This window comes from Streptomyces sp. NPDC056144 (genome assembly GCF_042264145.1).
Taxonomy (GTDB): domain Bacteria; phylum Actinomycetota; class Actinomycetes; order Streptomycetales; family Streptomycetaceae; genus Streptomyces.
The window spans coordinates 815,515-831,040 of record NZ_JBHJVF010000001.1 but is presented as its reverse complement, the minus strand read 5'-3'; the positions used below and the strand labels follow the sequence as shown (position 1 = coordinate 831,040).

At 73.1% G+C, this 15,526-nt stretch carries 8 protein-coding genes; 5 read left to right on the top strand and 3 right to left on the bottom strand.

The window, feature by feature from the left end; translation table 11 throughout:
• Positions 1-149: 149 nt before the first annotated feature.
• Positions 150-1,163 carry a LacI family DNA-binding transcriptional regulator gene (locus ACFC0Z_RS03565; protein ID WP_376432293.1) on the bottom strand — a complete coding sequence of 338 codons (1,014 nt, stop codon included), beginning with the start codon at positions 1,161-1,163 and terminating at the stop codon, positions 150-152.
• A gap of 323 nt (positions 1,164-1,486) precedes the next feature.
• Here ACFC0Z_RS03565 and ACFC0Z_RS03560 point away from each other — a divergent pair, with 323 nt between their 5' ends.
• The 4 genes from ACFC0Z_RS03560 (at position 1,487) to ACFC0Z_RS03545 (ending at position 6,786) form a co-directional block, all read left to right on the top strand.
• Complete coding sequence (locus ACFC0Z_RS03560; RefSeq protein ID WP_376432291.1) at positions 1,487-2,452, top strand: glycoside hydrolase family 6 protein; 966 nt, start codon at positions 1,487-1,489, stop codon at positions 2,450-2,452.
• A 62-nt stretch (positions 2,453-2,514) separates the two neighbouring features.
• On the top strand, positions 2,515-3,795 hold the full coding sequence (locus ACFC0Z_RS03555; protein WP_376432289.1) for a glycoside hydrolase family 6 protein: 1,281 nt from the start codon (positions 2,515-2,517) through the stop codon (positions 3,793-3,795).
• Between the two features lie 110 nt (positions 3,796-3,905).
• On the top strand, positions 3,906-6,143 hold the full coding sequence (locus tag ACFC0Z_RS03550) for a glycoside hydrolase family 9 protein (protein ID WP_376432287.1): 2,238 nt from the start codon (positions 3,906-3,908) through the stop codon (positions 6,141-6,143).
• Positions 6,144-6,216: 73 nt separating this feature from the next.
• Complete coding sequence (locus tag ACFC0Z_RS03545) at positions 6,217-6,786, top strand: YbaK/EbsC family protein (protein ID WP_376432285.1); 570 nt, start codon at positions 6,217-6,219, stop codon at positions 6,784-6,786.
• Between the two features lie 12 nt (positions 6,787-6,798).
• On the opposite strand, the gene ACFC0Z_RS03540 is transcribed toward ACFC0Z_RS03545, so the two are convergent.
• Positions 6,799-10,998 carry a hypothetical protein gene (locus ACFC0Z_RS03540; protein WP_376432283.1) on the bottom strand — a complete coding sequence of 1,400 codons (4,200 nt, stop codon included), beginning with the start codon at positions 10,996-10,998 and terminating at the stop codon, positions 6,799-6,801.
• Entirely contained in the window at positions 10,995-13,922 is a 2,928-nt protein-coding gene (locus ACFC0Z_RS03535) for a hypothetical protein (protein WP_376432281.1), read from the bottom strand. Before ACFC0Z_RS03535 ends, ACFC0Z_RS03540 begins: the two co-directional genes overlap by 4 nt.
• A 271-nt stretch (positions 13,923-14,193) precedes the next feature.
• Here ACFC0Z_RS03535 and ACFC0Z_RS03530 point away from each other — a divergent pair, with 271 nt between their 5' ends.
• Entirely contained in the window at positions 14,194-15,471 is a 1,278-nt protein-coding gene (locus ACFC0Z_RS03530; protein WP_376432279.1) for an MFS transporter, read from the top strand.
• Positions 15,472-15,526: the final 55 nt, after the last annotated feature.

The following is a 15,526-nucleotide window of genomic DNA, read 5'->3' as shown; positions in this document are numbered from 1 at the left end:
TAACTCAAGGGCCTGTACGGCTGTTACCTGTTCTTGATCCGCCAGGAGGGGGTGGAGGGCCCCGTTAACGGCAGGTGATTGTGAGCGTTAACACGCGTCACCGGCGACGTTGCGGCGGTTCCCCGCAGGCGAAGAGGAGCGACGGCCGGTCAGGCGCTGCCGCGGAGGACCAGACGCGTGGGGAGGATGAGAGGGGTGGGAGTCCGCCCCTCGACGAGTGCGACGAGCATCCGCGCCATCTCGCGGCCGAGGCCCTCGACGGGCTGGTGCACCGTGGTCAGCGGCGGCTCGGCGAGCCGGGCCACGGCCAGGTCGTCGAAGCCGACCACGGCGACGTCGGCGGGGACACGGCGGCCGGCCTCGCGCAGCACGCGCAGCGCCCCCGCCGCCATGTTGTCGCTGGCGGCGAACACCCCGTCCAGGTCCGGGTGGCGCGCCAGCAGCGCGGCCATGGCGGCGGCCCCGCTCGGCTCGGTGAAGTCACCGGCTTCCGGCGGGTACGGCGCCAGGCCCGCCGCGAGCATCGCGTCCCGGTAGCCGCGGTGGCGGGTGCGGCCCACCTCGGTGTCCGGCCGCCCGCAGATCGTCGCCACGCGGGTCCGGCCGAGCGCGATCAGGTGCTCGGTGGCCGCACGGGCTCCCCCGAGGTTGTCGACGTCCACGTACCACCGCGGGTCCGCGCCGACCGGCCGCCCGCCGAACACCACGGGCATCTCCGCCTCTTCGGCCACGCGGACCAGGGGATCGTCCTCGCGCAGCGCCATCAGCATCACGCCGTCGGCCCCCTTGGAGCGGAGCAGCCGCTCCACGCGCCGCCGCCCCCGGTCGGAGGCGGCGAGACACAGCATCAGGTGCAGGTCGGCCTCCTCCAGCGCCGCCGAGGCGCCCACGATCACCCGGGCGAAGAACGGGTCCGCGAAGATCGACGGATCCTCCCCCGCGACGACCAGCGCGGCCGCGCCGGTCTGCCGGGTCGCCAGCGCGCGGGCGGTGGGATTCGGTACGTACTCCAGCTGGTGGACGGCCCGTTCGACCGCTTCCCGCTTGGCGCGACTGACGTGCGGGGCGTTGTTGAGCACCCGCGAGGCCACCGACCGCGAGACGCCCGCCAGTTCGGCCACCTCGTCGAGCGTCGACTGCCGGTGCGGCACTCCTTGCGCCATGGTCCGCCTCCCGGCCCCTGCCCCTCACGGCTGGAAGACTGGAAGCGCTTCCAGTTTCAGGACTGTAAACCTTCCCCTCACTCCTGTGAAGTGCTCTTTAAGTGGCGGTACTTGACAGTGCAGATCGGCGCACCACACGATACGGCCACACCTCGGCCCCGGAACCGCCGACTGGTACCGCTTCCAGTGGGAGCGCTCCCAAGCACCTCCGTGGCTTTCCGCGGGGCCGGAGTGACCTCGTACCACCGCACGTCCTCACCGCGTCACCCGGCTCGGGACGAGACCGGGTGACGCGTCCGCCGTCAGGAAACCGAGGTACCGTCATGCGCCGCAGAATCCGCGCCCTCGTCGCCGCCCTTGCCGCCGTGCCGTTGGCGCTGGCCGTCGCGCCGTCCGCCCACGCCGCGGATCCCACCACCCTGACGAGCGGGTTCTACGTGGACCCGGATTCGAGCGCGAAGCGATGGGTCGCCGCCAACCCCGGCGACGGCCGGGCCCCCGCGGTCAACGCGTCGCTCGCCAACACCCCCATGGCCCGCTGGTTCGGTTCCTGGAGCGGCACGATCGGCACCGCCACGGGCGCGTACGCCGGGGCGGCGGACGCCCGCGACAAGCTGCCCGTCATGGTCGCCTACAACATCTACCTCCGCGACTCCTGCGGCGGCCAGTCCTCGGGCGGCGCCGCGTCCCCGTCCGCGTACGCGAGCTGGATCGCCCAGTTCGCCGGCGGGATCGCCGCCCGGCCGGCCGTCGTCCTCCTCGAACCGGACTCCCTCGCGGACTACGGCTGTCTGAACCAGACCCAGATCCGCGAGCGCCAGACCATGATCAGCGGCGCCCTCGCCGAGTTCGGCCGCCAGGCCCCGAACACCTGGGTCTACCTCGACGCCGGGAACCCCGGGTGGGTGAGCGCGGCGACGATGGCCCAGCGCCTCCACGAGGCCGGACTCCGCCAGGCGCACGGCTTCTCCCTCAACATCTCGAACTACTACACCACCGCCCAGAACACCGCCTACGGCAACGCCGTCAACGGCGAACTCAGCGCCCGCTACGGCTACACCAAGCCGTTCGTCGTCGACACCAGCCGCAACGGCAACGGCGCCAACGGCGAGTGGTGCAACGCGGCGGGCCGCCGCATCGGCACCCCCACGCAGCTCGGCGGCGGCGCCGAGATGCTCCTGTGGGTCAAGGCCCCCGGCGAGTCCGACGGCAACTGCGGCGTCGGGGCCGGGTCCACGGCCGGGCAGTTCCTCCCCGAGGTCGCCTACAAGATGATCTACGGCTACTGACGCCCGGCCCCCCTACCCCCCACGCCTCCGATAACCCCCCACCCCTCCGACCAGGAGCCCTCATGAAGTCACGCGTCCTCCGGCGCCGCGCGACGGCCGCCCTCGCGGCGCTCGCGGCCTGTGCCGCCCTCACCGCGACACAGGGGCAGGCGCAGGCCGCGCCCGACGCCGACCCGCTCACCCCGGCCACGAAGTTCTACGTCGACCCGCAGAGCAAGGCCGCCGGGCAGGCACTCACCGACCTCAAGAACGGCGACCTCGCCAACGCCGTGAACATGGCCAGGCTCGCGAGCTGGCCCCAGGCCGAGTGGTTCACCCAGGGCACCCCCGACGAGGTCCGCGCCAAGGTGAAGGGCCTCGTCCGCGAGGCCCGCGTCGTGAACCGGACGCCCGTCCTGGTCGCGTACAACGTCCCGGGCCGCGACTGCTCGCAGTACTCCAGTGGCGGCGCCGCATCCTCCGCCGCCTACCGGCGGTGGATCGACGCCTTCGCCGCCGGCATCGGCGACGGCAAGGCCGTCGTCGTGGTCGAACCCGACGGCCTCGCACTCCTCCCCAGCGACTGCGGACCCGGCGTCGACCCGACCGGCGAGCTCACGGCGGCCCGGGTCGCCGACCTCGCGTACGCCGTGAGGACCCTCAAGGCCCAGGGCCGTACCGCGGTGTACCTCGACGCGGGCAACGTCCAGTGGCGGCCCGTCGGCGACATCGCGCGACGGCTGCTCGACGCCGGCGTCCGGGACAGCGACGGCTTCGCCCTCAACGTCTCCAACACCCACCCCACCGACCACAACGCGCGCTACGGCACCTGGATCGCCCAGTGCATGTGGTACGCCACCGAGGGCCCCGAATGGGCCCGCGGCCACACCGACTGGTGCGCCTCGCAGTACTACTCGCCCGCGGCGCCCAACGACGGAACCCCGGGCGGAGCGGTCGACTCCGCCGACCCCGCCACCTGGCGCTGGACCGACGCCTGGTTCGACCAGAACGTGGGCACGCCGCCGGCCGAGGCGCTGCGCCACTTCGTCATCGACACCAGCCGCAACGGCCGGGGCGCCTGGACCCCGGAGCCCGGCAAGTACACCGGCGATCCGGAGATCTGGTGCAACGCGCCCGGCCGCGGCCTCGGGCCGCGCCCGACCGCCGACACCGGCGTCCCGCTCGTCGACGCCTATCTGTGGATCAAGATCCCCGGCGAGTCCGACGGCAGCTGCACCCGCAACACCGGCGGCACGATCGACCCCGAGTACGGGATCGTCGACCCGCCCGCCGGAGCCTGGTGGGCCGACCAGGCCCACGCGCTGGCGCGCAACGCGGCACCCCGGCTGACCTTCCAGCGCTGAACCCCGGCGGGAGCGCCGTCAGGACCACCGCCGACAGCGGTGGGCGCGCTCCCGCCCCGGCCTCCCCCAGGCCCTGTCCGGAAAGCCCCGCCCTCCCGAAGGAGCCGCACATGCCCCCCACCCCGCTCGCGTTACTCCGCGACCCGTCGCCCTCGCGCCCCTCCGCCGCGCGTCTGCCCGCCGCGCACCTCTCCGCCGCGCGCCTCTCCGCCACGCTCCTGACCGGCGCCCTCCTCGTCGGTGGTCTCGCGACCGCACCGGCCGTCGCCGGCACGTCGGCCACCACGGCAACGACGGCGGCAGCGGCGACCGGAGCCGTACGCGTCAACCAGGTCGGCTACCTCCCCGACGGACCGAAGCGCGCCACCGTCGTCACCACGGCGACGCAGGCCCTCGCCTGGCAGCTGCGCGACGCGTCCGGGACGGTGGTCGCCTACGGCTCGACCGTCCCGCGCGGCGCGGACGCCCCCTCCGGGCAGTCCGTCCAGGTGGCGGACTTCTCCGCGCACCGGGCCACGGGCACCGGGTACGTCCTGACCGTCGACGGCACCAGCAGCGTCCCGTTCGACATCCGCGCGAACCTGTACGACACCCTGCGGTCCGACGCGATGGCCTTCTTCCACCACCAGCGCAGCGGCATCGCGATCGACGCCTCCCTCGTCGGCTCCGCGTACGCGCGCCCGGCCGCCCACCTCGGGATCGCCCCCAACAAGGGCGACATATCCGTCCCCTGCCAGGCCACGGTGTGCGACTACACCCAGGACGTCAGGGGCGGCTGGTACGACGCCGGGGACCACGGCAAGTACGTGGTGAACGGCGGCCTCTCCACCTGGCTGCTCGTGAACTCCTTCGAGCGGGCCGAGCGGGCGGGCAAGGGAGCGGCGCTCGGCGACTCCACCCTGCGCGTCCCCGAGCGCGGCAACGGCGTGCCCGACGTCCTCGACGAGGCGCGCTGGGAGCTCGACTTCCTCCTCAGGATGCAGGTGCCCGAGGGCAAGCAGTACGCGGGCATGGCCTTCCACAAGATCCACGACGCGGCCTGGACCGGGATGCCGCTCCGCCCCGACCAGGACGCCCAGCCGCGCGAACTGCACCGCCCGTCCACGGCGGCCACGCTCAACCTCGCGGCGGCCGCCGCGCAGTGCGCCCGGGTGTTCCGGCCGTACGACTCCGCCTACGCCGACCGCTGCCTGTCCGCCGCGCGCCGGGCCTGGACCGCCGCCCAGGCCAATCCGGCCCTGTACGCGCCGGCTTCCGACAGCACGGGCGGAGGCGCCTACGAGGACAACCGGGTCACCGACGAGTTCTACTGGGCCGCCTCCGAGCTGTACGCGGCGACCGGCGAGAGCGCGTACCGGGACGCGGTCACCTCCTCGCCCTGGCACACCTCCGCCGACGCCTTCAGCGCGTACGGCTTCGGCTGGGCCGACACCGCCGCGCTCGGGCGGCTCGTCCTGGCCACGGTCCCCAACGGCCTTCCGGCCTCCGACCTGACCCGCGTCCGCGCCTCGGTCACGGCGGCGGCCGACGGCTACCTCTCCCGGATGTCCGCCCAGGGGTACGCGGTGCCCGTCCCCGCGGACGGCTACTTCTGGGGCTCGAACGGCGAGGTCGCCAACGACGCCGTCGTCATGGCCGTCGCGGGCGAGCTGACGGGCGACGCGCGCTACCGCGCCGGAGCCCTGGAGACCCTGGACTACCTCCTCGGCCGCAACGCCCTGGGCCAGTCCTACGTCACCGGCTACGGCGAGACGTCCTCGCAGAACCAGCACCACCGCTTCTGGGCCCACCAGTTGGACGCCTCGCTCCCCCACCCGCCGGCCGGTTCCCTCGCGGGCGGCCCCAACAGCGGGCTCCAGGACCCGGTGGCCGAGGCGAGGCTGCGCGGCTGCGCCCCCGCCGCCTGCTACGTCGACCACATCGACTCGTACTCGACCAACGAAGTGGCGGTGAACTGGAACGCCCCGCTGGCCTGGCTCTCCGCCTACGCCGCCGAGCGGTCCTCCACCGGCGGCGAGCCGCCCACCCCGACCGCCGCCTGCGCGGTGACGTACACGCCGAACAACGTCTGGAACACCGGCTTCACGGCGACCGTCACCGTCAAGAACACCGGCCCGACGGCCGTGGACGGCTGGCAGCTGGCCTGGACGTACCCGGCCGGCCAGAGCGTCACGAGCGCGTGGAACGCCGCCGTCACCCAGACGGGCACCGCCGTCAGCGCCCGCAACCTGGACTGGAACCGCACGATCGCCCCCGGCGCGACCGTGAGCTTCGGCATCCAGGGCAGCCACACCGGTACGGCTCCGTCCCCCGCGGCCTTCACCCTGAACGGGAGCGCCTGCGCCTGACGCCCAACGCCGGGGCCCGGGCGGTCACTTCCGCCCGGGCCCCGGCCCATGACGCCGGGTTAGAGTCCCTCCTGTGAACGCGAACGCATCCCCGCAGCCGCCCTTCGGCACCTTCTCCTCCGCCTTCGTCGCCCTGGACGTCCTCGACCGACTCGTCGGACCCGTCGCGGAGGCCCTGAAGAACTGGGAGGCCCGGGACGCCGCCGAGGCGGTGCTGTACGTGGACACGGACCCCGACAAGGCCGACACGGCGGTGTTCGGCGAGACCTACGACGTACCGCCGGAGCTCTCCGCGAACTGCGTGGTGGTCGCGGCCAAGCGCGCCGGCACCGTCACCCTCGCCGCCTGCCTGGCCCTGGCCGGCACGCGCGTGGACGTCAACAAGGCGGTCCGCAAGCACCTGGAGGCCCGCAAGGTCTCCTTCGCCCCCATGGACACCGCCGTCGGCGAGACGGGCATGGAGTACGGCGGCATCACCCCGATCGGCCTTCCCTCGGCATGGCCCCTGCTGATCGACGAGGCCGTGGTGGCGGCCCCGCACGTCCTCGTCGGCAGCGGCCGCCGCCGCGGCAAGCTCATCCTGCCCGGCTGGGCGACGGCCCGGATCCCGGGCGCCGAGGTGATCACGGACCTGGCCGGCTGAGTCGCGGACCGGTCACAGCGGGACCACGTCCGCGTGGACGAGCCGCCGCGCCTCGGTGAGGCGGACCGAGGGCGAGGCCGACCGGTCGTCGGCGGCGTGCCGCTCGTACTCCCGTACCGCGAGCCGGTGCCTCGTCCCCGGAACCGGCGGCAGCGGGACGCTCCCTCTCCAGACGGCTGTGCCATCTCCGTTCGGCGTACAGGCGAGCAGGGTCTCGGGGCCGGCCGCGGTCCAGCCGACGTACGGGTCGGTGAGTGCCGGAGCCTGGGTCTCGATGACGGCGGCGACCAGGTTGGAGCCGGCGACGAGGTGTCCCTCGGCGTCGGCGGAGGCGGAGGGTGCCGGGCCGCTCAGGGTGACGTCGGCCCGCGCGCCCGTGACCGCACAGGTGAGGGTGCGGTCCGGCACGGTCTGGACGAAGGCCGTGGGCACGAGCGGGGACAGTTCGCAGGAGGCGAGGGAGTGCTCCTGGTAGCGGGCGAGCCCCAGCCGGACGAACGGGAAGTACGCCGTGCCCGTCGGGAACTCCAGGTCGACGTACCAGGCCTGCCTGCGGGCGTCCCACACGGGACGGAAGGCGACGATGTCCCGGCGGAGCGGGGACCCGTACAGCGGGACGTCTCGCACCACGTCGCCGTTCTCGAAGTCCGAGGCCTCCAGAAGCTCGGGGACGGCCGAGACGTGGACGGGGTCGCGGACCAGGCACGTGATCTCACGGGACAGTTCGACGAGCGGGCTCAGCAGTCCGTTGTGGCAGACGACCGCCAGCTTCTCCTCGGCGCCCGAGGAGAACCACGGCCTGCCCAGCCACACCCGCAGGCCGACGCTCTCGCGCTCGCTGATCACGGAGCCGTCGGGCCGACGGCGCTGGCGGTAGCTCATGAGCGGCAGGACCTGGAGGACGTCCGGTTTGGCGGGCGGGGCGCTGCTCGGGACGAGGACGGTGACCGGGTCGGAGGCGAGGATCCCGTCCTCCGCCGGCATGGCGGGATCGAAGTACTCGCGGAACCGGGTGGCGGCGCTGCACCGGTACGTGACGCGACGGTTCTTCGTGTCACCGAACTCGTGGGCCCTGAAGGTCTCGATCTGCGCCGCCCCGGCTTCGAGCCGTCGTCGCTCCGCGGCGTCGAGTCCCGGTGCGGCGGCCTCCGCCAGGAGCGCCGTCCGGGTCTCCTCCGGTGTCCTGTGCTCCTCTCCCCGTGTGCTGAAAGGCAGGTGGGCGGAGTCGAACGGGCCGAGGAGCGGCTCGATCTCGGGCAGCCACTGGGTGCCGAAGGGTTCGGGCACCGGCAGGGAGAAGACGGGGGTCCCGGTCGGGCGCACCATGGCGTCCTCGTCCGGGTAGGGCGTGACGCCGTCGTCCTCGACCTCGTCCCATGCGGCGTTCAGGTCCAGTCGGGCGGTGGACGCCTGGTGGAGGCGCAGGAAGCCGCGCAGGTCGGCCGCGGTGGCGCCGGCCGCCCGTACCAGGGACGTCGCCTGGCCGCCGTCCGCTTTCGTCAGCACGAACTGGGGTGATTCGACGGGACGCTGGACGGCGTGCACCAGGGTCAGTTCTCGCCAGGGTGCGGTCATCCAGTGCGTGCCCGCCCTGATGGCCTCCCGCACGTCCTCCAGGTCCGCGTCACCGAGCACCTCCTCGCACCAGCCCAGGAGGGCGAAGACGCCGGGGTCGTCGAGGAAGAGGGAGGACAGCCGCAGCCGGGCCGTGTGGCCCGGAGGGAGCGCGATCGTGATCAGCTCGTCGGCACCGTCGTACGCGGCGCCCAGGTCTCCTTCCGCCAGGCGCAGCCGGAGGGGCTGCGGGACACGCCATTCCCCTTCCTGGTCCGCGTAGGTCATGTCGAAGGGGATGTCCAGGGTCTCCTCCGGGGAGCCGGGGCGGAGCGTGACCCGTACCTTCACCCCCGCGCACAGGGGATCCGGCAGGTAGGGCAGGACCACGGCGTCCGCGTCGATCCACAGGTACTCCTCCGGGTCCTCCGGCGCTCCGGGATCGTCGCGGAAGCTCCGGCTCTCCCTGGTCGCGTACGTGTACGCGGACCGCGCCGCCGCGGCCGCCGCCGCGGGGTCCGGGCCGTGGACGGCGTCGATGGTCCCGTCGAGCCGCCCGTGCGTCTCGGTCAGGTGGAGTGAGGCCTTGGGCGCGGCGACGTGCCGGTCGCAGAAGGCGCGGAACCGTGCGGAGGGGGCGGTCGCCGACTGACTTGCCTCGGCGTACTCCGCGGCCGAGCGTCCGGGCGTACTGCGGATGGCGAGTCGTTCCAGGCCCTCGCCGGGGCCGTACGGGAAGCGGGGCACGAGCTCTGGCGGGGGAACCGGCTCGAAGCGGAGGTAGGGCAGTCCGTCCTTGGGGGTGGAGCACACGTACTGGTCGTCGCCGGTTCCTTCGAGTGCGTCCATGAGCGGGTCGGCCTCGGACGGGTCGTGGGCGTTTCCGGCCAGGTCCACGGTCCGCAGGCGGACCTGGTAGCGGGAGCGGAAGCGGAGTCTGGGGAGCGTCCCGCCGGGTGCGTCGGTGGTGACGGTCAGCCGGGGGCCGGCCACGTCCGGCCCGGCCTCGGGCGGTTCGGGTTCCTGGGCGACGGGTTGCCCCGGCCTCGGTGCCGACAGGCTCCAGCCGTCCCAGGTGACCAGTGCCTCGTGGGCGTACAGCGGACGGTCCGGGTCGGCGGGCGCCGCCGGGGTGTCCGCCTCGGCGGTCAGGGAGAGCTGGACGCAGCCCTCGTCGTCGGCGGTGAGCTGTTCGGCCGGGTCGCGCTCAGGGGTGTAGACGACGTGCCGGCGGTGCAGGGAGTGCCAGCCTTCGTCCGTACGGATGTCGACGCGGTAGCCGCGCGTCAGGTCTTCGGCGGCGAGGTCCGGTGGGTTGTCGGGGTCCTGTTCCAGGGCGTCGTTGTTGAGGCGTGCCCGGTAGAAGTCCTCGTGCAGTTCCTCGGCGTGCTGGGCGTGGACGACGGAGAGGCCGCCGGTCCGGGCGGTGGGGACGCCGTCCCGCTCGGGTTCTTCGACCGGTCGTTGGGCCTGGTCCTCCTGGCGTTGCAGGGTCGCGGCCATGTTCAGGGCCTTCAGGCCGAGGCCGTCCACGTCCGCGGTGACCAGGCTGTAGCGGTCGGGGTCCATGTGGAGGAATCCGTGGGCGAGGTCGCCCCGGTCGGTCCGTTCGGCGGGCTCGAAGAACATCTTCCCGCCGACCTCGGTCAGCCGGCACCAGGTCCACGGGGTCACGTCCACGGTCCAGGTGTCGGCGTCGGGGTCGTCGGCGCGGGGCGGGAAGGCGGAGGGGCGTCGCACCCGCAGCCGCAGGGCGCCGGCCGGGTCCGCGTCCGCCGTCTCCGGCACGAAGCCGGTCGGCAGCTCCAGGTCCAGGACGAGTCCGAGGCGGCGCAGGAGTGCCGGGTGGTCGCCCAGTCCGGCGAGGTCGTCGTGGAAGTCGTGGGTCTCGGCCCACCGGTCCCGGGCCTCGTCGCGGTCGGCGGGAAACGTCCTCGGTGCCTCCGTGGACGGGCGGGCGTGGAACCCGGCGAGGGCGTAGAGCGCGGCGGCCGGGTCGGCGTCACCCGAGCCGAAGGGCCGGATGAGGTCCTGGACGAGGGTTTCGTGCCGCAGGCGCAGGTCCCGGGCCTCCGCGGCCGCGTCGTCCAGGAGGCCGCGCAGTCGTTCCGAGAGCGCATCGCCGCCCGCGTCTCCCTCGAAGACCCCGAGGCGCGCCGCCGCCAGGAGTTCCTCGAAGTGGTCCACGAGGGTGTAGGGGGGCTCGCCGTCCGGGCCGGTGGACGGCCCTCCGATCGGGGACGCGTTGTGGTGGGTGACGGGAAGGTCGTCGCGTGCCTCGTAGGCGAGTGCGGCCCAGCGGTCGCGCAGGTAGCCGAGTACCTCCTCGACCGGGAAGCTGACGAGGGGCCGGTCCGCGAAGTCCTCGAAGGCGAAGGGGCGGACGGTCGTCGTCGGGGGGAAGAGCGCCGACCACAGCCCCCGGGAGGCGGAGACGTCCACCCGCGCGGGAGCTTCGACGGCGCCGTCCGGCCGCTCCAGCGCCAGATCGAGCCCGTCCAGTACCGAGCGCCAGTCCTCGAAGTCGGGGAAGTCGGCGAGCGTTGCCGCCCCGCCGGGGCGCAGGCGCGGTGCGACGAAGACCGAGGCGCGGGGCCGCCCGGCGTCGGTGACACCGGCCGGCAGCAGGATCCACTGGACGAGTTGGTGGCGCATCATGCGAACGCCTTCAGGTAGTCGGTCCATTGGGCCGGGGTGACGGAGTCCGCGAAGCTGGGGTCACCGCCCGCGCCCGCGAAGCGGCGTTCGACGGAGAGCGTGACGGACGTGCTGATGAAGGCGATCTTGACGCTCACCCTGAGGGAGGCCTGTCCCCACACCTCGCTTCCCCCGCCGTCCTTGTCGCGGTACGTGAAGGCCAGGTAGAACTCGACCGAGAGGGAGATCAGGCCGAGGATGTCGAGGTACCCGCCGCACCGCAGGTATCCGGTGAGCTCGACGCTCGCGCCCTTCATGCCGAAGTAGATCCCGGCCATCACGGAGACCCCGCCGGACGCGACGCCGAGGTTGAGACTGACGCTGGCGCCGAACTCGATGGAGGCCTCCACCTGTTCCAGGCCCTTGGCGCCGGCCTCGACGGCGAAGAAGCCGCCGCCGCCGAAGAGGCTGACGGTGACCAGGAACGGCTTGTGGCGCTCGGCGAGGGCGAAGCGCATGCCCGCCGGCCGGTCCGTGAAGGGGAGGGAGAGTGCGGCGGTGACGGCGATGTTCTGGATGCTGAAGATGCCCACGGCGACGGTGGGTACGCCGAGGGTGTAGCCGGCCACCACCCCCTGCGCGTCGACTGTCAGGAACGGAGGGTCGGAGAAGCCGTCGGCGGGAAGGACGTCCCGCAGGGTGTTGACGAAGGCCAGGGGTCCCACGAAGTCGACGTGGACGTCCCTGGCCTCCACGTCGACCTTCTTGCCGCTCTCGGACCGGAAGGCGAGGACCCCGATCCTCGTCGTCATGGCGCCCGCGAAGGTGAACCTCGCTCCCCGCAGCCGGCCGAGGGCGACGGTCACGGGTTCGGCCCCGTGGACCCGCGACGTACGGACGTCGAGGAGCAGGTCGGCTGACTTGAGGTCCAGGAACTCCGTCTTCGCCTTGGTCAGGGGCGGCTTCCACAGGAAGCGTGTCTCCACACGCTCGGGCTCCGGTCCGCTCGCGGGCAGCCGGCGTGTGGTGACGCGGGGCGGGTTGACCAGGAAGTCCCGCTGGTCGAGCTGGGCCTGGGACACGGGTGCGTCCGCGGTGTCTCCCCCGACGAATCCCATCCGTTGGCCGTCCAGCAGGTCCTTCAGGGTGACGGTCCCCAGGAACTTCATGCCGTCGAAGACCGAGAGGTCGACCTTGCCCGCCTGGAGCGCGTCGGGGGCGGAGACCGGGCCCAGCGTCCGGGACAGCGCCTTCGCCGTCAGAGCGGGACTGGCCAGTCCCCCACCGCGCTGCGGGGAGAGGCCGACGGGAAGGTCCGCCGTGAGCGTCACGAAGGTCTGCGCCCGGTTGGCGGCACCGAAGCCGTGGTTCAGGTAGACGGTGTCCCAGACCAGTGCGCGTGGCGCCCCGGCGGTTCCGAGCAGGTCGTCCACGGCGGGGACGGCGGCCACGATGTCGTGAACGCGGGGCAGGAAGCGCGGGATGTACGACGCCGGTGCCGCCTCCGCGTGGACGGGGAGGTCCGGGTTCGGGTTGGGCACTCCCGGCGGCAGTTCGATGGTGAGGGTGACGCTGCTCGTCTTGAGGGCCGTGGAGCCGGGTCGCCCGGCGTCGGCCGCGAAGGCGACGGTCTGCCCGTGGAGCCGAACCGTCCTGGCGTCCTCGAACCCCGGGCTGAAGTAGGTGAAGAAGAGGCTCTCGTGGTCTCCGATGTACCGGTAGGGGACGAACACCATGGGGAGGGAGAAGTCCACCGGGTTCCCCACGACGTCCTCGCCGACGGCGCGGAGCGGGAGCCGTTCCCCGTCCGGATCGAACAGCCAGAACGGTCCGTCGTCCGGGTCCCGAGGAGAGATCCGCGCGGACGTGGTGGTGATGCGGACCTTGGTGAAGGGGAACTCGCGGCCGCCCCGCGCGAACGCGCCCGCCAACGGCCCGTATTCGACGACGGGTTGCTGGACGATCAGCTCGGCGGTTCTGACCAGTACGCCCCGTGTCTCGTGCCCGTCGCCGTGCTGGACGGGCCAGGGAACGCGCTCGACCGTTTCCAGCACCACGGCCCGGTGGCCGGTCGGGCACAGGTAGCCCACGGTCACCGTCCGCACCAGATGGTCGCGCCCCAGGGCGGCCGTGTGCTGGTACTGCCGCAGGTCGAGCGCCACGTACCCGGGAGGCTCCGCACCGGGCGGATACTCCGGGTAGGCCCAGCCGGCCTCCATCTCGACGTTCGCGCCCAGCGTGGTCAACTCCATCCGCTTGGCCCGCAGCGGCACCGGGGTGAAGTGCCCGCCGTCGGCGACCGGCAGGTGGAAGTCGGAGCTGAGCCGCGCGACCTGCCGTCGGCTCCCCGTTCTGAGGGAGGGCGTGAACCCCGGGACCTCGAAGCCCTCGACGGCCGCGAGCGCCCGCAGATCGCCCCCGGGCCCGTCCTTCGTCCGCAGCACCGCGCTCCAGAGCTGGTGGTACGGGGAGTCGGAGGCTCCGTTCTCCGTCTGCCACTGACCGTCACGGTCCGGCGAGAGCAGCAGCCGCCAGGGGAACTCGATGGCCGTCTCGCGCGCCGTGGGCGGCGCGGACGGCGGGATGCCCGCGTGGGGCGGGGTGTCCCGCGGCAGCGCGGTGGGTGCCACCACGGGCATCCAGTCCCGCCACCTCAGGAGACCCTCGACGGTGAGGGGAACACTCGCTCCGGGCGGCAACCGGAAGACCAGTCGCGAGGGACCCGCCACCACGGTGCGCAGCGGCGGAGGCAGCGGCAGCGGGCCTTGCTGAACGGCCTCGGCCATGGCCTGCGAGGGCAGGCCGACGATGACGTACGACTCCGCCGCCGGGTCCCGGGGCACCAGGCTCCGCCCGTCGGCGGAGGCGCGCAGATTGACCAGTTCGCATGCGAGGCAGAGCAGGTCCTGCGGGCGCAGGATGCTGATCACCGTGTCGGAGCTCATGACGGGGAATCCCCCTCGGTCAGCGGCTCGGCCAATCCGGTCGCGACGTGTCGCGGGGTGACGGCGGAAGCGCCACCACGACCGACAGCGCCGGCGTCTGCCGCGCTTCCCTCCTCTACCAGTAGCTCTCCGCCCCCGACACCCCGCAAGTCGGCCTTGGGCGTTCCGTCCCCATCCTCGGCGTCGGACGATTTCCCGAGACTCGGGCGAGACGGATCGCCCGGCACAATCCGCCGTCGGCCTCGCGGCCGACGCTGTTAGCCTGCCGATCATGATCAAAGGTGGTCCGGTCGGCCCGGCCTGCCGCATAGGCCGGATGGTGGGGGACACCGGGCCGGAACGCGTGCTGATCGCCACCAGCTTCGTCAACCGGGTCGGCAACGGTCTGTTCAACGCGGCCTCGGCGCTCTACTTCACGCTGGTCGTGGGCCTGCCCGCCGTCCAGGTCGGTGCGGCGCTCACCCTCGCCGGACTGGTCGGCCTGTGCGCGGGGATACCGGGCGGGCATCTGGCCGACCGGCGCGGCACGCGTGCGGTCATGATGGTGGCCCTCGCGGTCCAGGCGGTGTCGATGGCGGCCCTCGTCCTCGTCGAGAGCTGGGCCGCGCTCGCGGCGGTCGCTACGGTCGACCAGGTCGCCGCGGCGGCCGGCGGGGCGGCGGCGGGCGCTCTGGTGGCCCGGGTCGGGGGTGAGCGCCCGGCGCGGTTCCGCGCGAAGCTGCGCACGTTCGTCAACCTGGGCGTCATCCTGGGAACGGTGGGTGCGGGCCTCGCGCTGGCCGCGGGCACCCGTGGCGCCTATGTCGCGCTGATCCTCGGCAACGCGGCGAGCTTCGCCCTGTGCGCGCTGCTTCTGCTCCTGCTCCCCCGCTATCCGGTACTGGCGGCACCGGCGCGACAGCGGCGCTGGCTCGTGCTCGCGGATCGCCCCTTCCTCGCGTTCACCGCGCTCTACGGGGCGATGGGGCTGCAGTACCCGGTGGTCTCGCTGCTCCTGCCGATCTGGATCTCCGAGCACACCGAAGCGCCGCGCTGGACGGTCGCCGCGCTGTTCGCCGTCAACTCCCTCTTCTGTGTGCTCACGCAGACAAGGATCGGCTCGCGCGTCGAGACCCCGCACGACGGAGGCCGGGCGTTCCGCACGGCCGGGCTGCTCTTCCTCGTCAGTTGTCCGACGATGGCGCTGGCCGCGTACACCCCGGTCTGGGCCGCGGCAGGACTGGTCCTGACCGCGATCTTCGTCCACAGCCTGGGAGAGGTCTACGAGTCGTCGGCGGGCTACGCCCTGGGCTTCGGTCTGGCCCCCGACCACGCACAGGGCCAGTACCAAGGCGTCCTCGGTCTCGGCTTCAGCGCGGGCCAGGCTCTCGCCCCCGCGGTCCTCACCACGGTGGTCCTCGGCCTCGGCACGAAGGGCTGGCTGCTGCTGGCGGTGTTCTTCGCGGCACTGGGCGCCGCCGGCCCGGCCCTCGCCCGGTGGGGCACACGCACCCGGCCCCTGCCGGGCGGCGCGGCCGAAGCGACGGGAGCGACGGAGGCGACGGGATGACCGACGCGCGTCAGACCCACGCGACTGCGGGAGCACCCCTCAGGGCACTCCCGCA